This is a genomic window from Pseudoalteromonas sp. 0802 (assembly GCF_013350085.1).
In the GTDB taxonomy this organism is placed as follows: Bacteria; Pseudomonadota; Gammaproteobacteria; order Enterobacterales; family Alteromonadaceae; genus Pseudoalteromonas.
In genome coordinates this window covers 173,150-197,005 of the sequence record NZ_JABVXE010000001.1, presented here as the reverse complement: position 1 = coordinate 197,005, position 23,856 = coordinate 173,150, and the positions used below count along the sequence as shown (strand labels likewise).

The following is a 23,856-nucleotide window of genomic DNA, read 5'->3' as shown; positions in this document are numbered from 1 at the left end:
TTTGTGCCGCCAAATTAGGGCGTTATAAGCCACAATAGCCACAATAGCCACCGTCACTTTGGAACCCTGTGAGTATTTTAAAACTAGAGAAACGATATTTTAACTTTTGGCTTTTATTAGCGTATTTCCTCGTTATTGGGTTAATTGATTCCCAATTATTCAGCCCAATACTCATATTATTAGCTATTCCTTTAAGCTACTTATTTCCTGAAAAACGCGAAAGTGGTTATTTCGTGGATGCTCTTGATTTAGGGGAGTATTCTGACCAATATTTATATGCATTATATCGAGCGTTTCTTTCATACACGTATATTTATTTGGCATATTCCATTAACTATCAGCTTTCGTTGGATATAGTATTTTTTATTTTCTGGTGCACTGGCGGTTTTTTATATTCATTCGCGGCTACATTTGTACCCAAGGATGGCTTCAAAACAGGCGGTAATTTTAAAGTAGCTCAACTTTATGCAATCATGTATCTTTTAGTTACTTTACTATTAACTTATTGGATAATAGTTAGTTTTAAAGGGCTTGATTGGTTTAGTCCCTTAGTCACAAATATCTATCATTTAGTTATCGGTGGCTTATAAGAAGGCAATTATGTGTGGGACGCAAAACACTTGGCTTGCGCTCCTTCGTCGCTAATTTTAGCCAAGCATTTATGCGCCCCATATTGCGGCGTTACTGATTAATAAATACTCTAACGTGTTTTTGTCCAAAAACGAGTTTCCCGACAGACTGCTTCTCACTCATACACACCTGTTAGGTTTATTAATTCCTTTTAAACAAACCTGACAGATACAATTAAGAGTTATTGCCCCGTTAAACGCTTCGCAAATGAAATTGCATAAGCTGTTGAGCGTAATTTAAGTACTTTGTCATCACTTGGCATAAACCCTTTAGACAATAGATTAGGGTCATAATTTGTGAGATCGCAGCCTGACTCACCTGTTGATTCTATGGTGAGCTTTCCTAATTCAATTGTTTTGCGATCCGCAGGCCAACGAACTGAAGGGTCAGTTAATGTATCACCCGGCTCGGCTAATTCAGCTTGAAAACGATAATGAACCTTCCCTTTTGCTAAATCTTCTTCAAGTCGCTTAGCCAGAAATGATTTAGGGAAGGTTTTCATTTGCTCTTCTGTTAGCAGCTGCTCTGGCTCTTCTGGCACCATGGTCCATCTAAAGGCATGTTTAGCGCCCTTTTCATCAACCATGTAAAAGGTATGCACACCAAAATAACGCGAAGACACATACGATGCTGGCGGGTTATGGCTTTGTAGCCAATTAAATTGCCCTAAGGTACTCGGGTTTTGCTCTCTGTATGCTTTTACTTTCGCAAAATCAATTTGCCCTGTTTTTTCGTCAGGTACTAAAGTACTTAGCAAACCAAAAAACGCTTCTGGGCTGTTGCCTGCAAATACTGGCGTAGTTAGCCCTGCAATATTGTGTACATCACCATTTTCTAGCACAAACTGCACCCCCATTCCGCGTGGAGAACGTGATGTTTCATCAGCGTGAGGGTTACCCCCGCCCATAGAAAAACGAATATTTGCTTTTGATGGCGCATTAAATAAAGGGCTAATTGAATACTGCTTTGCAGCTTGATTAGGTGTAAATGTGCCAACAGCACACACCCCTTTGGCATGACCTTTTCTGATGCCGGGCTGCTTACCTGAAAGCTTTTCAAATAAATTGATAAAATCTTGCCCGTTTACTGGTTGCTCAGCAAAACTTACTGTTGGTAAAACAAGGCACATAGCACAAACTAAAGACTTAATTTTTAGCATTTATCCATCCTTTAAACTTAATTCCGACAAAAATGACCAGATAAACTTCAAAATGATTTCATCAAAGTTAATAAATATTTTTACCAACAAAAACGCTACAAACATTTAATAAACTTAGAATATTTATTTAACTACAGTATTTTTAAAAGCTGCTAACTTTAAATTTAGGATCCTAAAAACTGCTGTGGCGCCCAGCATTTTAAAAATAATCCGTGTTCTTAACACGACTATGGCTAGTCCACTTAATCGTAAATTTTGTGGCTTGGTCAAAAACAACAAGGACCTAATTATGGTGAAACAACATAAAAAAACCACTACAAACGCTGATGTAGATATGACTCCAATGCTCGATATTGTGTTTATCTTGCTGATATTTTTTATCGTCACAACCTCATTTGTTAAAGAGCGCGCTATTGAAGTGAATCGCCCTTTAGCAAAACCAAGTCTTGAAAACCCTAAAAAACAAGCGCAATTTACTATCACTGAAAACGACAGTATTTACTTTGCAAACCGGCTTATCACACCAGAGCAAATAATAGCTAACCTTGCGTTATTTGCCGCACAGTTTGAAATGACCAATGTGCAAGTAACAGCAAGTGAGCAAAGTAGCCACAAAACCTTAGTAACCTTGCTTGATAAAATAAAACAATATCAAGATGTGCCAATTTCTATAAGCACATCTTTATAACTAAAAAAGGGCCTAACGGCCCTTTGCAAGTTAAATAATAAAGGAATCTAAAGGGAGTTTAGAACTTGTACTCTGCACCTACGTAGTAGTACGCACCGTTAAAACCAAATGGTGCTGAACGACGTGAGTAAGTGAATACACCTGGGCTTGAAACAATTGTGTTGCCGCTAGCATCAACAATCGTACCCGAGCGTGAATTACCAATGGTGTTCTTATCTGGGTAAACATCAAATAAGTTATTTGCACCAATGTTAAATGACAGGTTTTCGTTAAAGAAGTAGTTAACTTTAACATCAGTTAAGATTTCAGCACCGTATGTTTGACGGCCACCATCTTCAACTGTGTATTCGCCGTAACGGTTTAGAGATAGGTTTACTGTCCAATCTTCTAAACGGTAAAGCGCACTTAAGTTAATGCGGTCTTCTGGTTGCCATTCTTCAATAATTGATGTTTCTTGGGCAGAAAACACATCTTCTACCGGAATAGTCTCAAGACCACTGCCTGATGGCGTGAATAAATCAACCACATCAGTTTTAGTGAAGTTAGCAGCAAAGGTGAAATCTAGCGTACCGCCAAGGCCTTCTGTGTTCCATGTGGCAACTAAATCAACACCTTCGGTTTCGGTGTCTGCACCATTTAAGAAGAATTGACCCGCACCTGCGCCTGAACTTTCAAGTGCAGCATCGAGCGTATCTGATAAACCTTTACCTAAACGGTTTGAAATAACGATACGGTCGTCGATATCAATCGAGTAGTAGTCAATAGTTAAATTGATATTGTCGGTTACGTTATACACAATACCTAAGCTACGGTTTTGTGATTTCTCTTCTTTTAACTTAGGAATACCAATTGATTGCGCTAAGGTACTGTCGTTTCTAAACGTACCTACTTGCTCAGCCACTAAGCTGCCGTCATCGCCTACAACAAACTGTGTACTTACGTTATTAAAGTAAAGTTGTTGCATAGAAGGTGCTCTAAAACCTGTGCTTAATGCACCACGTAAAGACACATCTTCAGTTACAGACCAGTTACCCGCTAACTTAAAGTTAACTGTATCACCAAAGCCTTTGTAGTTATCGTACCGTACCGCACCTGAAATAATTACATCATCGATAACATAGGTTTCTGCATCCATATAGAATGAGATCACATCGCGCGACTCATCAACTGATGATGCCGGATCTGAACCACCAAAACCTTGCGTGCCGCTTGCAGCGTCAACACTACCTACCCCGCCATTTAAGCCAGAATAGATGCTCATACCATCAACAGTGTCGTAATCACGGTATGCGTATTCGCTACCTTCAAGAATACGGAACTCATCGGTACGAAGCTCAGCACCTAGTGCTAATGAGAAGTTGTCGTAATCTTTGGTGTAGTCAAGGTTTAGAGTTTGCAGCGATAATTCAAGGCCATATGCATATGCTGAACGCGGGATAGTGGCACGAATTTCATCAGCCGTTAAACCTTGATCATAACGAAGGTAGTTAGCATAAGAGCCGTTGATAGTGTCACTTGTTGTGTAATCAATGCTGTTTTCACCGTAGGTGTACGATAAATCAATGCTTGAGTCATTATCGAACGATTTTTTATAACCAAAGTTATAAGACACGTCATCAATGACAGTATTAATTTTCGGTAAGAACCCCATAGGAATGGTTGCATCACCATCTTGTAATACAGGGTTACCATTAGCATTTGCGTTATGACGGAAAAACGCAGCTGATTCGTTTTCACGATTTGAATAAGTGATAAAGCCATATAGCTCACCACCAGCAAGCTCATAGCCTGTATTAACGGTTAGAGCAAATTGTTGTGAATCTGCATCACCAATTCTAAACGTATCACGAGGTGCTGTTAACTCACGAGGATCGCCTGCTAATAGCGTACCGTCATCAAGTTCAGTACAGCCGTAAAATTGACATGAGCCATGAAGGCCTGCACGGTTTGTCGGCGCACGGTCACGGTAGTTGATTGTGGTATTTAAATAACCTTCATCACCTAAAGCAAAACCTTTGTTGAAATCAACAGTTACAGTTTCACCATCGCCTTCTGAATACTCACCGTAATTAATAGCTGCTTTACCGCCCTCTTCAGCGTCTTTTAATACGATATTAATAACACCTGCAATGGCATCTGAACCATATTGCGCAGCAGCACCATCACGTAATACTTCAATACGTTTGATTGCAGCAGCAGGAATAGCATTCATGTCGGTACCCGCCGTACCACGACCTACTGACGTATTAATGTGAATAAGGCTCGCTTGGTGACGGCGTTTACCATTGATAAGAACTAAGGTTTGATCTGGCCCTAAGCCACGTAATGTTGCAGGACGAAGTGCATCAGTACCATCACTGATAGACGAGCTTGAAAAGTTAAAAGACGGTGCAATGGCCTGAAGCATACGGCCTACTTCTGTTTGACCTGTATTCTCGAGTGCTTCGGCACTTAAAATATCAACCGGAACCGGTAAATCTTCAACCGAGCGTCCTGCTACACGGCTACCGACAACGGCAATTTTTTCGATGTTTTGTTCTGCTGATTGATCTTCTGCTAACGCTTGCGTATTGGCGGCAAGCAGTAATGGCACGACTGCAGCGCTGACCCCTGATACTTTGATCATGTTATTATCTATCCTATCTACTTGTTTGAGTTTTATACTCAGCAAGCCTTGTTGATCAACAACCGCATCGAGCTCAGTGCCTTCTAGCATCGCATTCAGTGCATCAAGTTTGGTGTAAAAGCCAAACACAGATTGCGCTTGATATTGCTTTGCTAATTCGAAAGAAAAAATGACTGTTTGTTCGGTTTGCTTTGCAAATTCGATTAACGCCAAATCAGCTCGTTGCGCTTTGATGTCAAACTGCAGCATTTGTTTTTCAGCCGCTATTGCTACTTGGCCTGCTGTGAGGCCATAAATAACAAAAGAGGCAGGTAACAACGGCAATTGCTTACTGCGCAATTTAAACAAACAAGTGAGGAAGAAAAATCCGCTATGTAAATTTAACTTTTTTTTAATTAATTTTTTGTGACGAGAAGGTGGCGCACAATTAACATCATTACATTGGCGTATTCTCATAGACAGAACTAACCTTTTGCAGCGATAGTTAAGCTAACACGATGTTCACCTAAACGTTGATGTTCTACACCTAAGTTGGCCTGTAAAGAATCAAGCAAACCTTTAATGTCGCCAGTTTTAAACACACCAGCCACTTTTAATGAGGCAAGCTCTGGGTCATTTAATTCAAAACGTGTGGCAGTATAACGACTTACTTCTTGCAGTGCTTCGCCTAAAGACTCGCCATTAAAAATCAGCATTTCTTGTTGCCATGCCAAATCACGTTGTACGTCATCAACCGATAACTGTTTAATTGGCTCTGTTTTACTTTGTTTTATTAGTGCTTTCTCACCAGATACAACAACATTAGCGCGAAGCGCTTTAATATCTGCACTGTTATCTGAGGCATCTTTTAAACGATTAAAGTCGCTAGCATTAACCTGCGTATTCGGATCAGCAATCATCACCTTGCCCTCAGTCACCACTAGCTCTAGGTCTGAAGCGGTATTTCGCTGAACATTAAACACCGTACCAAGTGCAGTAAATGATTTATCACCAGCAATAACCGTAAACGGACGGCTTGGATCTTTGGCAACATTGAAGCGCCCTTCACCGCGGCTCAAAATCAACTGACGGCGATCGCCTGAGTAGGCAACTTCGAGTTTAGTATTGGTATTAAGCTGAACAATAGTGCTGTCTGGTAACACAAATTCAGCTTGCTCACCCACTTTGGTGCGGTAAATTTTGCTGAATTTGGCGTAATCGTTTTCTTCACTTTGCCAATAGCTTGAATAGATAAGCATGATAGAACCAAGAAGCATTGCCACTAAAAAGCTGGCAGCGGTTGCCATACCAAACACTGCAGGTTGCTTTTGCGGTGCTTTATATGGAAACAAACTACTTAACTCGTTAAGTACACTCATTTCATCCCATAAGGTCGCAAGTTCAAATAATGCCTCTTGATGAGCCGCACTTTGGTGAGCCCACAAATGTAATTGGCTTACTTCATCTTTAGATAGGCCACGATCAATTGCACTGATCCATTGACTCGCTTGCTCTTGAATCATGTCTTTTGATGAAAATGGATGGACATTACTCATTTGTTCACCTCTTTTGCAGTGAACTCTGTAGTTGGGGTAAATGCCTGTGGTTGTACGTCGTGTGATTTCATTGCTCGGTGAACATGTAATAAGCCTTTGGCTATATGTTTTTCAACAGTACTTTCGCTAAGACTCATTTTAGCTGCAATTTCCTTTTGGCTTAAGCCATAGACTTTTTTTAAGATAAAACATTTTTTAACCTGAGGGCTTAATTCGTTAGTCACACGGCAAAAAAACAAAAAACGTTCTTTAGAAGTCACTTCATCTTCAAGTGCCATTGAACGCATGTGATGCTCAACCTGCTGTTGTTCATCTAACGATTCTTTGTATTTATTGTCCCATTTAGCGATATGATTTAACGCCAAATGCTTAGCCGTTTTCAGCATATAACTGTGAGTATATTCGATATTTTGCTTAAGATCAGCTTCATAACTTTTTATAAACGTCTCTTGCACAATATCTTCTACATCATCAGGGCTGACGATACGTGATACAAAGCGCCTAAGCTTGCTCGATATCTCGGTAAAAGCGGTGATAACCCCAGTTTGATCTGTCATCCTTAACTCACCTTTATTATATTTTTATTGCTTTAGGGTACGAGATTTCAGTTTAATTACAAGCCATTTGTTAAGTTTTTGTACCTTAGGTAAACAAAGATTTCATAAACTCATAAAAAACCTCTGTTTTGCGCGTCACTAGGCTGTTTTGTGATTTTAAAAACCATACTGGCGCGTCAGCATCAACAAGGCTATTAGGGAGTATTTCGATTAACCGCCCTTCGGCTAAATCATCTTTAATTACAATATAAGATTTAATCGCTATGCCATGGCCTGCAATCGCCGCCTGTGTCATTTTATCTGAGTTAGATACAGTAAAACGCGTTCTCGCATTATAATTAATGACTTGTCCGCCTTCGTTAAATTTAAGCTGTCGCTGCCATGGCAAACACAGCCAGTAATGGTCTTTAAGATCAGCCACCGACTTAGGTTGCCCATATTTTTCAATATAGCTCGATGCTGCGCACAAATTAAGTAAACATGCTTTGCGTTTTTTTGTGCTCAATAAAAAGTAAACTACAGGGTGTACCTTTATCTTTTTTGGGTATAAACTAAACGCTAAATGAATATGCATAGTGACGTCTTTCATGCTAATAGACTATTTTTTATGCATACCTACTTAACAATTGGACTGTGGAGTAAACATGCGTCTGCCTTTCGCACCTGCCAAATTATCATTATCTGCGTTGTTATTAATTTCTGCTCCTTTGCTACTGCAAGGTTGTTCTGAAGCGCCACAGCAACAACAGGGTCAAATGCACCCCGCTGCTGTCGCGACTATGACAATGGAAACTCACGATGCCCCTTTTACTATTGAGCTACCAGCGACGCTGTCTGGTTCAAAAGAGGTTGAAGTTCGTGCCCGTGTCACCGGTATTCTTGAATCACGCAACTTTGAAGAAGGTCAGCGTGTAGAGCAAGGCCAATCACTGTTTACAATTGACCTAGAACCTTATCAACTTGCGGTTGACCGAGCACAAGCTGCACTTGATGGTGCAAAAGCAGCGCTTGTTCAAGCTGACCGTGACGTTAAACGATTAGCTAAACTACGTGCCGAAAAGTCTGTTTCACAACGTGATTACGATAACGCAAGCTCAGCCAATGATATTGCAAAAACTGATTTAGCCGCAGCAAAAGTTGCCTTAAAAGAAGCGCAACTAAACCTTGAATATGCGCAAGTAAAAGCCCCTGTCGCAGGTGTAATGGGACGTGAGTTTGTTTCTGAGGGAACTTATGTTTCTGGTCCAGATTTATTACTAACTCAAATGACTCAGTTTGACCCTATTCGTATTCGTTTTGGCTTATCTGAGCGTGAACAACTGCAAATGCGTCAAGATGTTAAAAATGGCTCACTAACATTACCTGAGCAAGGCCACTGGAAAACACAAATTAAACTGCAAGATGGTTCGTTATACGGACAAACCGGTGAAGTTAACTTCTCTGATGTGCGTATTAATCCAAACACAGGTACCAGTGAGTTTCAGGCAATTATTCCTAACCCTGATTTTCAACTTCGCCCGGGCCAGTTCGTTCGCGTTGAGTTAAGTGGTGCAGTACGCAAAAACGCTTTCATTGTTCCGCAACGTGCAGTACTTGATAACGGCACCGGTAAGTTTGTTTATGTAGTAAGTAAAAACGAGCAAGGTATGGATGTCGCTTTACCTGCCCCTGTTACTGTAGGTGAATGGATCAAAAAACCAGAAAACGAGCAATACCAAAACTTTTGGTTAATTCGCAGTGGTTTAAAAGAAGGCGACCAAGTTATTGTTGATGGCATGGCACGTATTTTCTTCCCGGGTATGCCAGTCAATGTTGGCCAACCTGCCGCTAACCCTAGCCACGCAGAATAAGCACAGGGAGTCTTATGTTTTCTCGTTACTTTATAGACAGACCCATTTTTGCGTTTGTTATCTCTATTGTTATTGTGCTTGCGGGCCTTGCTGCGATGCGCAGCTTACCTGTGGCGCAATATCCTGAAATAGCACCACCGGTTGTACAAGTAACCGCAGCCTACCCAGGTGCATCTGCCGATGTACTTGAGCAAACGGTTGCCACACCGATTGAAAATGCCATTACCGGTGTTGAAGGCATGATGTATATGTCATCAACGTCAACCAGTGCAGGTTCAACGACCATCGAAGTTACTTTTGAAATTGGTACTGATGTTGACCAAGCAGCCGTTAACGTAAACAACCGTGTTAAACAGGTTGAAGCCCGTTTACCTGAAGAAACGCGTCGCCAAGGTGTGGTAGTTCAAAAAGGCTCTTCTAGCTTTTTACAAGTTCATGCCTTTTACTCACCAGATGGAACACGATCGAGTTTATGGACATCAAACTATGTCACTATGAATGTGCTTGACCGTGTTAAACGTATTCCTGGCACCACCAGTGTACAAATTTTTGGTGCCAAAGATTACGCAATGCGTATTTGGTTGCGCCCTGATGTGATGAGCCAATTAGGTGTCACTGTTGAAGAAATTGCAGGGGCAATTCGTGTACAAAACTCGCAATACGCGGCAGGTAAAATTGGTGCCACACCTACTACGCAATCTCCACAAGAGCTCGTTTACAGTGTAACTGCACAAGGGCGTTTGTCTGAGCCTGAGCAGTTTGAAAATATCATTATTCGTTCAAACACAGACGGTAGTAGCTTACGCTTAAAAGACGTAGCCCGCGTTGAGCTTGGCTCAAAAGACTATAACTTCAAAGGAACAATTAACGGTAAAGAAGCGGTACTGTTAGGTATCTTCTTGCAACCTGGTGCTAACGCTCTTGATGTAGCTGAAGAAGTAAACAGTGTTATTGAAGAAATGAAAAGCCAGTTCCCGACCGGTCTTGCTCATTTAACGTCATACGACACAACCCGCTTTGTTGAAGTATCGATTCGTGAAGTTGTAAAAACACTACTTGAAGCCATGGTATTGGTATTCTTAGTGGTGTATTTATTCTTACAAAACTGGCGCGCAACGCTTATTCCAACCCTTGCAGTACCAGTGTCACTACTGGGCACATTTGCCGGTATGTATATGCTGGGTTATTCAATTAACTCACTCACCTTATTCGGTATGGTGCTGTCGATTGGTATTGTTGTTGATGATGCCATCGTGGTACTTGAAAACGTTGAGCGTATCATGCATGAAGAAGGCCTAGGTGCCAGAGACGCCGCTGTTAAAGCGATGGGCGAAGTAAGCGGCCCTGTGGTGGCAATTGTTTTAGTACTTTGTTCAGTGTTTGTGCCAATTGCGTTTTTAGGTGGCTTAACCGGTGAGCTATTCCGCCAGTTCGCTATTACTATTTCGATTGCTGTAAGTTTATCGGGTGTCGTTGCTTTAACGATGACGCCAGCGCTTTGTGTACTTATTTTAAAACAAGAACACAAACAAACTGCCCGCTTCTTCTTATGGTTTAACGACATGTTTACCAAGATCACCGGCCGTTACGTAGGTGCTGTTGGATTTATGGTGCGCCGTGGTCTGTTAGGGCTGATCTTAATGACAGGTATGGTTGCAGCAACGATTGGCCTTTGGCAAAACACCCCTGGTTCACTTGTGCCAGATGAAGACCAAGGTTATTACATATCTGCAATTTTCTTACCTGACGGTTCGTCACTTGAACGCACAGAGCAAGTCACGCAGCAAGTTGTTGAGGCCGTGCAATCAAACCCAGCGAACGAAAACGTGGTGGCGTTTACCGGTTTTGACTTTATTGGCGGTGGTTACAAAAACAGTGCTGCAACATTATTCGTGACACAAAAGCATTGGGATGAGCGTGAAGTTGATACCAAAGCGCTGGTGCAAGAGCTCTTCATGAAAACAGCAGGTATTAAAGAGGCACTCGTGCTTGCCTTTAATCCGCCTGCAATTTTTGGTTTAGGTAACACAGGTGGCTTTGAGTTTTATATTCAAAACAAAGGTGATAGCGACCCAGACAAACTTCAACATGCAATGCAATTGATGACAGCTGAAGCACAAAAGAGCCCTATCATCAGTGGTCTGCAAACTCTTTGGCGCCCTGATGCACCACAGCTACGTGTTGATGTTGACCGTGAACAAGCCCGTGCCATGGGTGTCGAAATTGATGATGCGTTCACTGCCCTTGCAGGTAACTTAGGGACTTATTACGTTAACGACTTCAATAAATTTGGTCGCGCATGGCAAGTACTAATGTCTGCAGATGCTGAATTTAGAATGAAGCCTGATGACATTGGTCGTATCTATGTTAAAAACAACCAAGGTACTATGGTGCCGCTTTCAGCCTTTACCACTATCGAGTATAGCCGAGGCCCTGAAAACCTAAATCGTTATAACAACTTACCTGCTGTTAAACTGATGGGTAATGCAGCTCCAGGTTACAGTTCGGGTCAAGCTATTGCTGAGGTTGAGCGTATTGCACAAGCAGTATTACCACCTAATATGACCTACGAATGGACAGGCTCTGCATTCCAAGAAAAACGCAGTTCAGGCACCACAGGAATTGCCTTAGGTCTTGCTGTGATCATGGTATTTTTGATTCTAGCAGCGCTGTATGAGCGTTGGTCGTTACCACTGTCTGTGATGCTTGCCTTGCCATTTGGTACCTTTGGTGCGCTTATAGCGGTTTGGGTTGTTGGCATGACAAACGATGTATACTTCCAAATTGGTCTGGTAACACTACTTGGTCTTGCTAGTAAAAACGCAATTCTTATTGTTGAATACGCCTTGATGAAACATCAACAAGGCTGGAGCGCAAGTACGGCTGCTCTTGAGGCTGCGCGTTTACGTTTTCGACCTATCATTATGACTTCGCTTGCTTTCATTTTGGGCGTTGTGCCTTTAGTACTGAGCTCTGGCGCAGGTGCCGGTGCTCGTCACAGTGTTGGTACCGGTGTGATGGGCGGTATGATGGCAGCGACATTCCTTGCCGTATTCTTTGTGCCGCTGTTCTTTTATTGGTTAACGGCGCGTAAGTTAACTGAAAAACGTTCAAGACAAGAGCTTGCTGATGAGATAGCAGAACATCATCAACAAGAACATGTTAAAACCCAAGAGGGTAACCTGTAAAAAATGAAGGGCAAACAATGAGTTTGCCCTTTTTTTTGATTATTTGATTACTAGCAATTTACTGCTTCGAACGCTAGTATTAAGGAAAGATGTGTGGAGTACAGCATGAATAATCAAAAATTAGCCGAATTTGAACAATATTTTCAAATCAACGAGAGCAACCGTGTCAATTTATATGCGGTTGAACCAAGTGCTGTGCCAAAAACCAATGCTGAACTTGAAGCGGATATCCCTGCCCTATTTAAACTTGCCAACGAAGTAAACGAACTTGAACAAACAAGCTTACGACCACTGCGTAATCTGGGTGATGTTGCGCAAGAACTGGCAGCCTTTTTACAGGCACAATCTCGTAAAATTGATTTAATCATGAGTCACATCTTAGCCTCAGAGCAGCCTGACGATAACGCAAACTATTGCGATAGTTATGGCGGTGGTGGTGTAAAACTTACCTCAGCTGATGTGTATGAATTAGGGCAAACATTTCGTACTAAGTTGTTCTTGCAGCACGAAGCATCTGCCATTTATTGCTATACCGAATTAGTGGCCATTGAAAAATGCGATGATGATAAATACCAATACACATTATTGTTTACTGCCATTCGCGATGCTGACCAAGATTTAGTCGTAAGAGCAGCCCTGCACGCACAAACACGCCAACTTAAAAAACGTCAGCAAGAAAACAATCAACAAGACAGTTAAAAATCACGCTTTATCGCGCACAAAAAGCTGACATCTATGGCTAAAATGCTAAACTAGCCCCACCTTAGTTTGTTTAATACCTTCATGAAATTTAGACTTTTACCTGAATGGGCTGAGCAAGATGCCGTTATGCTCACTTGGCCTCATCAAGACACTGATTGGGCAGCAAATTTAACCGCTGTTGAGCCTGTGTATGTAGCACTTTGCCAAGCAATAAGCCAACAACAAGATGTTGTGATTGTAGCTCATGATAATACTCTCAAAGCACATATTGCAGCTTTACTTGCAAATGCAGAGGTTGATGCTAATCGCATTCACTTTGTGGTGACACCGTGTAACGATACTTGGGCACGTGACCATGGCCCATTGACCTGTGCAAATATTGATGACGCAACTCAATTGAAAGTAATGGATTTTATTTTTAATGGTTGGGGCAATAAGTTTGCAAGTGATCTTGATAATCAAATTAATCAAGTACTTGTAAATCAAGTCGCGAGCCCTAAAAATGGTTATCAGCAAAGTGATCTGGTTCTTGAAGGCGGTGGCGTCGAAATCAATGAACACGGCGTGCTACTCACAACCAGCGAGTGCTTATTAAACCCAAATCGTAACCCTGAACTCACAAAAGCAGATATAGAACAAACGCTTGTTGAGCAACTAGGTGCTACGTCGTTTCTTTGGGTTGATCACGGTTACCTTGCAGGTGATGATACCGACAGCCATATTGATACGCTGGTACGTTTTGCCCCGAACAACACCCTTGTTTATGTTAAGTGCGACGATAAAAGTGATGAGCACTTTGCAGCCCTTGATGCAATGGAAAAACAACTGCAATCATTTAAAACAGCAGAGGGTGAAAACTACACGCTGATTGCCTTACCTTGGCCAAAAGCAGTGTTCGATGAAGATGGTGACAGACTACCTGCCACCTACGCTAATTATTTAATTATCAATAAAACCGTTTTAGTACCAGTTTATGGTGACGAAAACGACCAACTGGCGCTTGGTCAGGTTGCCAAAGCATACCCAAATCACACTGTGGTGGGTATTAATTGTGTGCCAATTATTCACCAATTTGGCAGCTTACACTGTATTACAATGCAATTACCGCGCGGCTTTTTAGCAGGAACAAACAATGACTAAACCAACGCATTTAAAGGTTGCTCTTGTTCAGCAATCAAACACCGATAATGCTCAAGACAATATGGCAAAATCAATTGCTGGTATTCGTGATGCAGCAAGCCAAGGCGCTAAGCTTATTGTTCTTCAAGAGCTACACCGTAGCTTGTATTTTTGCCAAACCGAAGATGTAGACGTTTTTGATTTAGCAGAAACAATCCCGGGTCCAAGTACAGACACCTTAGGTGCACTTGCCAAAGAGCTCAATGTGGTGATCGTGTCATCATTATTCGAAAAGCGCGCTACGGGTCTTTATCACAATACTGCTGTGGTACTTGAAACTGACGGCAGCATTGCCGGTAAATACCGAAAAATGCATATTCCTGATGACCCAGGTTTTTACGAGAAGTTTTATTTCACACCGGGTGATTTAGGTTTTGAGCCTATTCAAACCTCTGTTGGCAAATTAGGCGTGTTAGTTTGTTGGGATCAATGGTTCCCAGAGGCGGCACGCTTAATGGCAATGGCCGGTGCTGAAATTTTAATTTACCCAACAGCCATTGGCTGGGACCCGCGTGATGAAAAAGACGAGCAAACACGTCAAAAAGACGCCTGGGTTATTTCACAACGTGCTCATGCAGTTGCCAACGGCGTGCCGGTGATCAGCTGTAACCGTGTTGGCCACGAAAGTGATCCAAGCGCTCAAAGTGAAGGTATTCAGTTCTGGGGTAACTCATTTATCGCGGGCCCTCAAGGTGAAATCTTAGCTGAAGCGAACAACAGTGATGAGCAATTATTAGTTGTTGAATTAGACCAAGCACGTAGTGAAAACATACGTCGAATTTGGCCTTACCTTCGTGATCGTCGTATCGATCACTATCAGGACTTAACCAAGATTTATCGAGACTAAGCAGTAAAAACAGTTTAAAGGAGTAGTAAATGGCGTTTGCGCAATGGGCAGCATTGCCTTGGGTAAAATCTGAAAAAGATAAAATTCAATGGGGACAACTAACCGGTAGCGGGCTTAGCATCGCAATCGCAGAAGGTGTAAAACAACACAACGAGCTGGTTGTGATTGTCACCCCAGATACACCAAGCGCCCTTCGCCTTGAAACTGAACTCGAATTTCTGTTGCCTGAAAACCCAGTCATGGTCTTCCCTGACTGGGAAACGCTCCCTTATGATCATTTTTCGCCCCATCAAGATATTATTTCGGCGCGCTTAGCCACGTTAAATACCTTAAAAAAAGAACAACAAAGCGTATTAATCGTGCCAGTGTCGACCTTAATGCTGCGTACTGCCCCTGCTTCGTTTATTTATGGTTCAACCCTTAACTTTAAAGTGGGCGATACCCTAGATACCCACACACTGCGTGAAAACTTAGAACAAGCGGGCTATTTACATGTACAACAAGTTATGGAGCACGGTGAATACGCGATTCGCGGCTCTATCGTTGACTTATACCCTATGGGTAGCCCACACCCATTCCGTTTAGACTTTTTTGATGATGAGCTCGACAGCATTCGCTTATTTGATGTTGAAAGCCAGCGCTCAGATGAAAAGGTCGACAAAATTGAGTTACTGCCAGCCCACGAATTCCCAACTAACGACTCAGACATTGAGCGTTTTCGTATCAACTATCGTGAACAATTTGGCGCAAGCTCTGAACAAGACTCAATTTATATGCAGGTGACTAAAGGAACCTGGCCTGCGGGTATCGAATATTACATGCCACTGTTTTTTGATGAATTGGCAACTATCTTCGATTACTTACCAAGTAATACAACCTTTATGCATTTTGGCGATATTGAGCATGCTGCTGATCAGTTTTGGCATGATGTGAATGTACGCTATGAAAACCGCCGTGTTGATCCGCTCAGACCTTTACTTGAACCTGTAAAACTGTATCAAAGCGTTAATGAACTATTTGGTGAATTTGGTAAATACGCGCGCATTCGTTTATCGCAAGCAAAATTAGGCACCAAAGCGGGTCACACCAACCTTGCTAGTAAAGAGCTGCCAAATGTTCGTATTGATCATAAGTTACATGAACCGTACCAAGGTTTAATTGACTATGTTGCCAGTGAGAAAAAACAAAAAGGCCGCGTGCTGCTCTCGGTTGAATCGGATGGCCGCCGTGAATCATTACTCACCTTATTAAAACCAAGTGGTTTAAAGCTTAAAGAATTTGAATCGTTTAGCGATTTTACCAATAGTTCGAGTGATGTTGGCCTAATCGTTTCGCCACTTGAGCAAAGTGTGGTGCTAGACGGTAAGCCGCGTTTAACCATTATCACAGAGCAAGAGTTATTAGGCATTAAGGTCTCGCAGCGTCGACGCCGTAAACATAAGTACGAAGCCAGCCAAGATGCGCTTATTCGTAACCTTGCTGAGCTACGTGAAGGTCAACCGATTGTACACCTTGATCATGGTGTAGGCCGCTACCAAGGCCTTGAAACCATTGATGCAGCCGGTGTGATCACTGAGTTTGTTACGATCATCTACGCTAACGAGGCAAAACTATACGTGCCCGTTTCTGCGTTACATATGCTCAGCCGCTATTCTGGTGGCGAAGAGGCCTCTGCCCCGCTCCATAAATTAGGCTCCGATGCGTGGGAAAAAGCCAAGAAACGTGCCGCTGAAAAAGTCCGTGATGTGGCTGCTGAACTCTTAGATATTTACGCTAAACGCCAAGCAAAGCCTGGCAATAAATTTAAGCTTGATGGCAGTGCTTATCGTCAATTTAGCGACAGCTTCCCATTTGAAGAAACTGACGATCAACGCAACGCCATTGAGTCTGTGCTCGGTGATATGCAAAGCAAGCAAGCGATGGACCGTTTAGTATGTGGTGACGTTGGCTTTGGCAAAACCGAAGTGGCAATGCGCGCAGCCTTTGTGGCAGTGAATGATAACAAGCAAGTTGCGGTACTTGTACCAACCACACTGCTTGCACAGCAGCATTATGAAAACTTTAAAGACCGTTTTGCCGATTTACCAATTGAGGTGGGTGTTTTATCGCGCTTTAACTCAACCAAAGAACAAAAAGACACCCTCGATAAAATGGCTGAGGGTAAATTAGATATCGTGATTGGTACTCACAAGCTTATTCAACAAGATATTCAATTTAAAGATTTGGGCTTATTGATTGTTGACGAAGAGCACCGTTTTGGGGTGCGTCAAAAAGAAAAAATCAAAGCATTACGTGCCGATGTCGATATTTTAACGCTTACAGCAACCCCTATCCCACGTACATTAAACATGGCAATGAGTGGCATGCGCGACTTATCAATCATAGCCACACCGCCTGCAAAACGTTTAGCGGTTAAAACCTTTGTTAGACAAAGAGATGCTGAACTAATTCGCGAAGCAATTCTGCGTGAGATTAAACGCGGTGGTCAGGTGTATTTCTTACATAATAATGTTGAAACCATAGACCGAGTTGCTGAAGAAATCAGTGAATGGGTACCTGAAGCCAGCGTAACAACGGCACATGGTCAAATGCGAGAGCGCGAGCTTGAGCAAATTATGAGTGATTTTTATCACCAAAAATATAACGTGATTGTGTGTACCACTATTATCGAAACCGGTATCGATGTACCCACTGCCAACACCATTATTATGGATAGAGCAGATAAGCTGGGTCTGGCACAACTGCATCAGTTGCGTGGTCGTGTTGGCCGAAGCCATCACCAAGCGTATGCCTACCTACTGACTGGTAACCCTAAATCACTCAGTAAAGATGCGGTTAAACGCCTTGAAGCGATTGAATCACTGGAAGACTTGGGTGCAGGTTTTGCGCTCGCAACCCATGACTTAGAAATTCGTGGTGCCGGTGAACTGCTTGGTGATGATCAATCAGGTCAAATGCAAACCATTGGTTTTAGTTTGTATATGGAAATGCTTGAGCAAGCGGTTAACTCCCTCAAAGAAGGTAAAGAGCCAACCCTTGAGAACTTATTAGGTCAGCAAACTGAGGTAGACTTAAAGCTGCCAGCGTTATTACCAGATGATTATATTCATGATGTAAACGTACGTTTAGGTATCTATAAACGCATTGCAAGCTGTGCTAACCTCAATGATATGGACGAGTTACAGGTAGAGCTGATTGACCGTTTTGGTCTACTGCCTGACGCCACGAAAAACTTATTCAGCTTGCAACAATTAAAACTGCAAGCAAGTAATATTGGCATTAAGAAGATTGAAGCAAACCCGAAAGGCGGTTATTTTGAGTTTAGCCAGCATACAAAGGTTAACCCTAGCTTCATTATAGGTTTGATACAAAGTGCACCGCAGGTGTATAAAATGGATGGCGCAAATAAACTGCGCTTTGCAATTAGCGAAGCCAACGCTCGCGAACGCTTAAAAATGGTCACTGCAATGATTGCAGATTTCGAAAAAAAGGTTAGCCATTAATGTTGTTTAGAAATAGTTTACTACTGCTTTGTTGCTTATTTACAAGCTCGTCATTTGCAACACGTTGGTTCGAAATTGAAGTTCTTATTTATAAACAGCGCCCAGCCCCCTACTTACAGGAAGATTTCAGCCTAAAACACGATGAAATCAAGGCTAAGCGTAGCAAGGATTTATTATCTCCTGCATACACAGAGCAGGCAAAGCAGGCTTGTATTGAAGGTGATAGCCGCTTTCGCTCAGATTCGTTCACAGATTCTTTAGTCAATACCAACCCTCACTCTAACGTGTGTGATGACAGTGTTGATTTTTTAGCTAGCTATAGTCAACTGCCTGTGACACCCGTTGTTGAACCCCGTGAAGACACTGACGACATTTATTTAATGGCGCCAGAACAATTACAGTTTGTTGAGCAAAAAAATCAGCTTGATAGAAAAGGCTTAACCCCAATTTTACACACCGGCTGGCGTTTTCCTGAAATGAGTGAAAAAAGAGCACCTAGCATCCGCCTCTTTGCCGGCGAGCACTTAGCAAAACACGCAAGTCCTGTAGAAGAAAACAACGATTTTATTAGTTTAGTCGGCCCTACTGAGCGCTATATTCCCGACCAACTGCAAAATGTGCCAGAGTGGGAATTAGACGGTTTAATGAAGATTTATGTTCGTCACTACCTGTTTATAAACGCAGATTTTGATATTAGTCAGCGCTTAGAAACTGGTGATTACGAAAAAGCACGTTTTTCACAATTCAAACGTGTGATCAGTAACGAGATACATTATTTTGATCACCCACGTATGGGGATGATCGTGCAAATAAGACGCTACAACCATTAATGGATACAATTATGAAAAAATATATGGCAATTGCAGCAGCGGCTGCGGCACTTACTTTAGCTGGTTGCTCAAAAGTAAATTTAGAGAACTACGAAAAAATTGAAATTGGTATGGATAAAACTGAGGTTGAAGCTATTTTAGGTTCAGCTGATAAGTGTGAAGAAAAGACACTACACACTAACTGTATCTGGGGTAACAAAGATAAAAACATCGAAATTACCTTAGTATCAGACAAAGTATCGCTTTACAGCAAAACAGGTTTAGACGCTAAATAAACCGAAATGGGTGGCCAAGGCCACCCTTTCATCTTTCATCTTTCATCTTTCATCTTGCAGAATGTCAGTTTGTGAGTAAATACGCTCAATATTAACAATTTTGCTGCGATTTAACGTAATCTTGTAGCGCTGATACAAAGTTTCATCTTCGCTTTGTGTAAACACTAATACCACATTTAACTGATAACGCCTCTCTACGGCTTTCTTAGAGATTTTATTGCTATCTAGATGATAGAGCTTACCTTCACCCCGCTTTAAATAACGAGCAAACGGTGCCAAGCTAAATTGCATGGTTTGTTGCAAGGTATCGTAGCCAGGTAAAAACTCTTTCGCGTTAACTTGTGTTTCGCTTGCAAAATGCAGCCACTGAGCAGCCTGTTTATTTTGATGGCGGCGCTTTGAAAAAATTCTTCTTACCGCTTTAGGCAGGCGTTTAAAACTGGTGTATTCAAGCCAAATGTATTGGCTGGCAATTTTGTCTTTGGTTATGCTGTTTTTAAATTGAAAGCGCCATTTAGGTCGCCCTCGTACGATAGCTCGCCAGATCACCCGTGTTATGTCTTCTTTAAATATTTCACGAAGACCATAAATAACACCCAAGATCAAAATCAACGTCGCTGTTACTTCGGTAAAGTTTGAGCGAGCATTTAACACAACTAACATCACAAAGGCCATGATCACAGCGGTCACCGTGCCCTTTACCATACGTTTTAAATAACTGTTTAAGTGACGCGTGCTACGTGTAAGCACCACTCCATGCTCAATCAAACGTTGTAATAGGCGCATTTTGTTGGTGATACGGTTGGCATCTTCAAGTGTCGATTGCGAGTTATATTCTTGCTCTTCACGGTAACTGTTTTCATTTTTGCAAAACTCTAATAGCTCACTGCGTTCTTTTGCAAAATCACTACTGCGCGGTCCTTCATCCAGTAGTTTCAAAAATGACTGCTCTACATGCCAGCTTAAGTAGTTATCAGCGTTTTTATAAAATGGCAGTAGCTTTTCGTCATCTGGGGTGTAGCGTCTTAGTTTTTTCAACAAGCCTTTGGTTTGCTCGCACAACTCAATGGCTGCAGGGTAAAACTCTTCAGCTTCTTGGTGCTTTAGGGTGTCTTTAATATCGGCATTAAGCGCTAAACGGACTTGATAACAATATAGGTTTAAGTTTTGCCGATAATCTTGCTGTTCACCTTTGTTTTTACTAACAAAGCGGCTTCTAACTAAAGGTAAGTGAATGTTGTTAGCGTTATACGCAAGGTGCGATTTAAAATTGTTGTTAAAGAAAGATTCTTCGCTAAGTGTTTGTGGGTTAACACTCATTTCATTCGGAATGGAGAAATACAGGTCGAGTCGTTGCTCTGTGCGTGGTTTAAGCTCAGGCTCAATAATAAAAGATAAGTTTTCGTCTTGTTTAAGCAATATCACCTCGTTTGTTAAAAGTACCTCTATAGTTTACGCGTTGATAGGCTTTCAGACAATAAAAAAGGCCCAGTAAAAACTGGGCCTTAGTAATCATTTCAAACTAGATTAGAACTTGATGTTCATACCAGCGAAGAAACGACGACCTAGTACATCGTATGTGTACGGGTCAGTGTTTGAGTCATTGTTACCTGAGTAGTAAGGTGCTTGCTTATCGAATAAGTTGTTAACACCTGCAGAGAATGACACTGTGTCGTTCAGGATGTATGAACCGCTGATGTCGTGGTATACAACAGTACCAACGCTTGGTACTAGACACTCGCTGTCGTCAGCAAGACATGCGTAGCTGTCTAGGCCGTCGATCATACGTGCTTGGTATTGTGCATCCCAGTTGTCGCCAGACGCGTTAAGAGTGAAGTTAGACTTAACTTTCGCGTAGCTACCGATACCTGAAGTTACAAGACCTGTGTAATCGATTGTGCTTGTGCCTGAATCAACGATGTACTCATCAAGGATTGTTACATCAAGACCTGTGCGCCAGTTAAGACCTGCAGCTTCAAATGCATACTTGAAGTTTACGTCGTAACCTTTAGTAGATTCATTACCAATGTTTTGTAATTGGTTGTTGAAGCTAATGCGACCAGTGCTTTGGTTGAAGTTGATTGCAGAAGACTGACATAGTGCAGTATCTTGGTTCTTGTATGCGCCTGTAGAAGCATCAAGACAGTTTTCAACGATGTACTGGTTGTTTACGCTTGAAATTGAGTTTTCGATTTCGATTTCGTAGTAGTCAACAGTCATTGAGAAACCGTCTAACCATTCTGGAGCGTATACGAAACCAGCAGTTACTGTATCAGCAAGCTCTGGCGTTAATTGATCGTTACCACCAACAGTTACTTCAGCTTGGTCTTGTGCACCAGGGAAGTTAACTTGTTCGAATGAAGGTGATTTACCTTGGTAAAGCTCAGATACTGTAGGAGCACGGAATGCAGTTGAACGAACAGCACGTAGCATTAGTTCGTCGTTTACACGCCAAGTTAGACCTAGTTTCCAAGTCTCATCTGAACCAAATGTGCTGTAATCGAATGCACGAACAGCAGCGCTTAAGTCAACCATTTGAGCAAATGGTGCGTCAGCTAGAAGTGGAACAGCGAATTCAACGTAAGCTTCGTTTACGTCAAAACGACCACCAGTTGGTTCAACACGTGGGTCATTTGCAAGACCTTGTGAAGTTAGTGAATCTGGAACGTACCATGCTTTTTCTTCACGACGCTCGATACCAGCAGCGAAACCAACGTAACCTGCAGGAAGTTCCATTACTTCACCGTTAAGGCCAGCAGAAAGAACTAATAATTGGCTACCACCTGAGTTGTTTTCAGTGTAGTTGTACTGTGCAAGGTTGCTACCTGACCAATCAGCTTGGTTAAGTGGGTTGAAGTCACCCTCTTCGATTGCGTCTTGGATTGAACCCATGTTAAGTAGGTTAGTTGCGCGGTCAACTGAGTCGTTACGACCGAATACTACTGAAGTATCCCAGCCCCAACCGTTGTCGAATGCACCGTCAAGGCCGATTACTGCACGTACAGTGTCAACAACTTGCTCATAACCACGAGGACCAACATCAGTCATACGACGACCGTAAGAGATGTCTTCACCGTCAGCTACACCGTGAGAAAGAAGTGAGTCACCCATTGTGTCTGCATCGTAAGTGAAGTCAAACCATACTGGCTGTGGAGCCATTTGTTGAGTTGACCAACGCTTAGAGTAAGTGAACTCAGAAACTAAACGCGTTTCATCTGTTACGTCAAAGTGGCCGATACCTGTAAGGTTTAAACGACGCATTGGCGTGTAAAGGTAGCTTGTTGCTGAGTAGTTGTAAGCATCACCTGCTGAAGTGAAGTCGTGCCACTCGCCGTCTGCTTGACCTTGTAAGTCTGCATTTTCAGCCCAAACGTGGCCGAAAGGCGTGTAAGAAGAACCACCACAGTAGAAGCTACCGTTTTCGTAATCTTCTTCGATTGGACAATCAGAGAAATCACGGTCTGCTTGAGAAGCGTCGCCACGGTCTGTGTATTGTAAACCAATTACAACGTTACCACGGTCAAAGCTTGAACCCATTGTGATATCGAAAGACGTTTCGTCTGCATCGCCTTCACCAGTGATAGCACCATTAAGGTTCATGTCTAGACCTTCGAAGTCGTCTTTTAAGATGATGTTAACAACACCAGCTACCGCGTCAGTACCGTATACAGCAGATGCGCCGTCTTTTAGTACTTCAACTTGCTTGATCATTGATACTGGGATTGTGTTTAAGTCAACAGTAGATGCTGCGCCAGTACCAGAGTTGATCATACGACGACCATTTACTAGTACTAGAGTACGTTGTGCGCCTAAACCACGTAGGTCAACACGTGCGTTACCGCCTGAACCGTTGTTAACAGCAGGGTTAGTCATCGCACCGCTTGCTGCAGTCATTTTTTGTAGAACGCCATCGATGCTTGATGCACCCATTGCTTTGATGTCATCTGCACCAATTAAAGTTACAGGACTAGACGTCTCCATATCGGTACGCTTAATGCGAGAACCTGTAACTTGAATTTTTTCAATAGACTCTGCTGCATCATCAGCAGCTAAAACTTGCATGCTTGAGAACATTGGGATTGCTGAAACAACAGCTAAACCAAGAATTGATTTTTTCATGTGAAAACCCTACTTGTTGGAAATTTACCTTTAGTTAGGTAGCGCTCGTTATTATTAGAATCACGAGTCAGCGGAGGGCAACTTAGGCTCAGTTAACTGAACGAAAACTGAATGGCAGGTCAAAGAAAAAACAACCCCAAAATAGCGTACCCATTTTAGGTAGCAAGG

16 protein-coding genes and 1 pseudogene are annotated in these 23,856 nt (G+C 42.3%); 10 read left to right on the top strand and 7 right to left on the bottom strand.

The window, feature by feature from the left end; translation table 11 throughout:
• Positions 1–68: 68 nt before the first annotated feature.
• Entirely contained in the window at positions 69–590 is a 522-nt protein-coding gene (locus tag HUS61_RS00930) for a hypothetical protein (RefSeq protein ID WP_175081825.1), read from the top strand.
• A gap of 221 nt (positions 591–811) precedes the next feature.
• Here HUS61_RS00930 and HUS61_RS00925 read toward each other — a convergent pair whose 3' ends face one another.
• Complete coding sequence (locus tag HUS61_RS00925) at positions 812–1,789, bottom strand: catalase family peroxidase (protein ID WP_175081824.1); 978 nt, start codon at positions 1,787–1,789, stop codon at positions 812–814.
• Positions 1,790–2,078: 289 nt separating this feature from the next.
• On the opposite strand from HUS61_RS00925, the gene HUS61_RS00920 reads away from it, so the two are divergent.
• Positions 2,079–2,477 (top strand): biopolymer transporter ExbD, encoded by a 399-nt coding sequence (locus HUS61_RS00920; RefSeq protein WP_175081823.1) that lies wholly within the window; start codon positions 2,079–2,081, stop codon positions 2,475–2,477.
• 58 nt (positions 2,478–2,535) lie between these two features.
• Here HUS61_RS00920 and HUS61_RS00915 read toward each other — a convergent pair whose 3' ends face one another.
• The 4 genes and pseudogenes from HUS61_RS00915 to HUS61_RS00900 all read right to left on the bottom strand — a co-directional run.
• Positions 2,536–5,442 carry a TonB-dependent receptor plug domain-containing protein gene (locus HUS61_RS00915; protein ID WP_371319654.1) on the bottom strand — a complete coding sequence of 969 codons (2,907 nt, stop codon included), beginning with the start codon at positions 5,440–5,442 and terminating at the stop codon, positions 2,536–2,538.
• 125 nt (positions 5,443–5,567) lie between these two features.
• Entirely contained in the window at positions 5,568–6,638 is a 1,071-nt protein-coding gene (locus HUS61_RS00910) for a FecR family protein (RefSeq protein WP_175078223.1), read from the bottom strand.
• Positions 6,635–7,195 carry an RNA polymerase sigma factor gene (locus HUS61_RS00905; RefSeq protein WP_055021034.1) on the bottom strand — a complete coding sequence of 187 codons (561 nt, stop codon included), beginning with the start codon at positions 7,193–7,195 and terminating at the stop codon, positions 6,635–6,637. The genes HUS61_RS00910 and HUS61_RS00905 overlap by 4 nt, the downstream gene beginning before the upstream one ends.
• 85 nt (positions 7,196–7,280) lie before the next feature.
• Positions 7,281–7,664 (bottom strand): annotated as a pseudogene (locus HUS61_RS00900) (LysR substrate-binding domain-containing protein); the annotation flags it as partial.
• Between the two features lie 175 nt (positions 7,665–7,839).
• Between HUS61_RS00900 and HUS61_RS00895 the strand changes: the two are divergent.
• The 8 genes from HUS61_RS00895 (at position 7,840) to HUS61_RS00860 (ending at position 19,569) form a co-directional block, all read left to right on the top strand.
• Positions 7,840–9,045 carry an efflux RND transporter periplasmic adaptor subunit gene (locus tag HUS61_RS00895; protein WP_175081821.1) on the top strand — a complete coding sequence of 402 codons (1,206 nt, stop codon included), beginning with the start codon at positions 7,840–7,842 and terminating at the stop codon, positions 9,043–9,045.
• 14 nt (positions 9,046–9,059) lie between these two features.
• Positions 9,060–12,233, top strand: coding sequence for an efflux RND transporter permease subunit (locus HUS61_RS00890; RefSeq protein ID WP_175078220.1), 3,174 nt, complete (start codon positions 9,060–9,062; stop codon positions 12,231–12,233).
• 105 nt (positions 12,234–12,338) lie between these two features.
• Positions 12,339–12,932, top strand: coding sequence for a PilZ domain-containing protein (locus HUS61_RS00885; protein ID WP_058584935.1), 594 nt, complete (start codon positions 12,339–12,341; stop codon positions 12,930–12,932).
• Between the two features lie 84 nt (positions 12,933–13,016).
• Positions 13,017–14,075 carry an agmatine/peptidylarginine deiminase gene (locus HUS61_RS00880; protein WP_175081820.1) on the top strand — a complete coding sequence of 353 codons (1,059 nt, stop codon included), beginning with the start codon at positions 13,017–13,019 and terminating at the stop codon, positions 14,073–14,075.
• A complete protein-coding gene (locus HUS61_RS00875) occupies positions 14,068–14,961 on the top strand; it encodes a carbon-nitrogen hydrolase (protein ID WP_175078218.1) in 894 nt (297 codons plus the stop codon). Before HUS61_RS00880 ends, HUS61_RS00875 begins: the two co-directional genes overlap by 8 nt.
• Positions 14,962–14,990: 29 nt before the next feature.
• On the top strand, positions 14,991–18,464 hold the full coding sequence (mfd, locus tag HUS61_RS00870) for a transcription-repair coupling factor (RefSeq protein ID WP_063529151.1): 3,474 nt from the start codon (positions 14,991–14,993) through the stop codon (positions 18,462–18,464).
• Complete coding sequence (locus HUS61_RS00865) at positions 18,464–19,294, top strand: peptidoglycan binding protein CsiV (RefSeq protein WP_175081819.1); 831 nt, start codon at positions 18,464–18,466, stop codon at positions 19,292–19,294. The genes mfd and HUS61_RS00865 overlap by 1 nt, the downstream gene beginning before the upstream one ends.
• Positions 19,295–19,305: 11 nt before the next feature.
• Positions 19,306–19,569, top strand: coding sequence for a hypothetical protein (locus HUS61_RS00860; RefSeq protein ID WP_055198739.1), 264 nt, complete (start codon positions 19,306–19,308; stop codon positions 19,567–19,569).
• Between the two features lie 42 nt (positions 19,570–19,611).
• On the opposite strand, the gene HUS61_RS00855 is transcribed toward HUS61_RS00860, so the two are convergent.
• On the bottom strand, positions 19,612–20,988 hold the full coding sequence (locus HUS61_RS00855; protein WP_175081818.1) for a hypothetical protein: 1,377 nt from the start codon (positions 20,986–20,988) through the stop codon (positions 19,612–19,614).
• Positions 20,989–21,096: 108 nt separating this feature from the next.
• A complete protein-coding gene (locus HUS61_RS00850) occupies positions 21,097–23,688 on the bottom strand; it encodes a TonB-dependent siderophore receptor (RefSeq protein ID WP_175081817.1) in 2,592 nt (863 codons plus the stop codon).
• Positions 23,689–23,856: the final 168 nt, after the last annotated feature.

Coding starts and splice junctions, on each gene's coding strand:
- HUS61_RS00925 (WP_175081824.1), bottom strand. CDS start 1,789: ATGCTAAAAATTAAGTCTTTAGTTTGTGCTATGTGCCTTGTTTTACCA.
- HUS61_RS00920 (WP_175081823.1), top strand. CDS start 2,079: ATGGTGAAACAACATAAAAAAACCACTACAAACGCTGATGTAGATATG.
- HUS61_RS00910 (WP_175078223.1), bottom strand. CDS start 6,638: ATGAGTAATGTCCATCCATTTTCATCAAAAGACATGATTCAAGAGCAA.
- HUS61_RS00905 (WP_055021034.1), bottom strand. CDS start 7,195: ATGACAGATCAAACTGGGGTTATCACCGCTTTTACCGAGATATCGAGC.
- HUS61_RS00895 (WP_175081821.1), top strand. CDS start 7,840: ATGCGTCTGCCTTTCGCACCTGCCAAATTATCATTATCTGCGTTGTTA.
- HUS61_RS00890 (WP_175078220.1), top strand. CDS start 9,060: ATGTTTTCTCGTTACTTTATAGACAGACCCATTTTTGCGTTTGTTATC.
- HUS61_RS00885 (WP_058584935.1), top strand. CDS start 12,339: ATGAATAATCAAAAATTAGCCGAATTTGAACAATATTTTCAAATCAAC.
- HUS61_RS00880 (WP_175081820.1), top strand. CDS start 13,017: ATGAAATTTAGACTTTTACCTGAATGGGCTGAGCAAGATGCCGTTATG.
- HUS61_RS00875 (WP_175078218.1), top strand. CDS start 14,068: ATGACTAAACCAACGCATTTAAAGGTTGCTCTTGTTCAGCAATCAAAC.
- mfd (WP_063529151.1), top strand. CDS start 14,991: ATGGCGTTTGCGCAATGGGCAGCATTGCCTTGGGTAAAATCTGAAAAA.
- HUS61_RS00865 (WP_175081819.1), top strand. CDS start 18,464: ATGTTGTTTAGAAATAGTTTACTACTGCTTTGTTGCTTATTTACAAGC.
- HUS61_RS00860 (WP_055198739.1), top strand. CDS start 19,306: ATGAAAAAATATATGGCAATTGCAGCAGCGGCTGCGGCACTTACTTTA.
- HUS61_RS00850 (WP_175081817.1), bottom strand. CDS start 23,688: ATGAAAAAATCAATTCTTGGTTTAGCTGTTGTTTCAGCAATCCCAATG.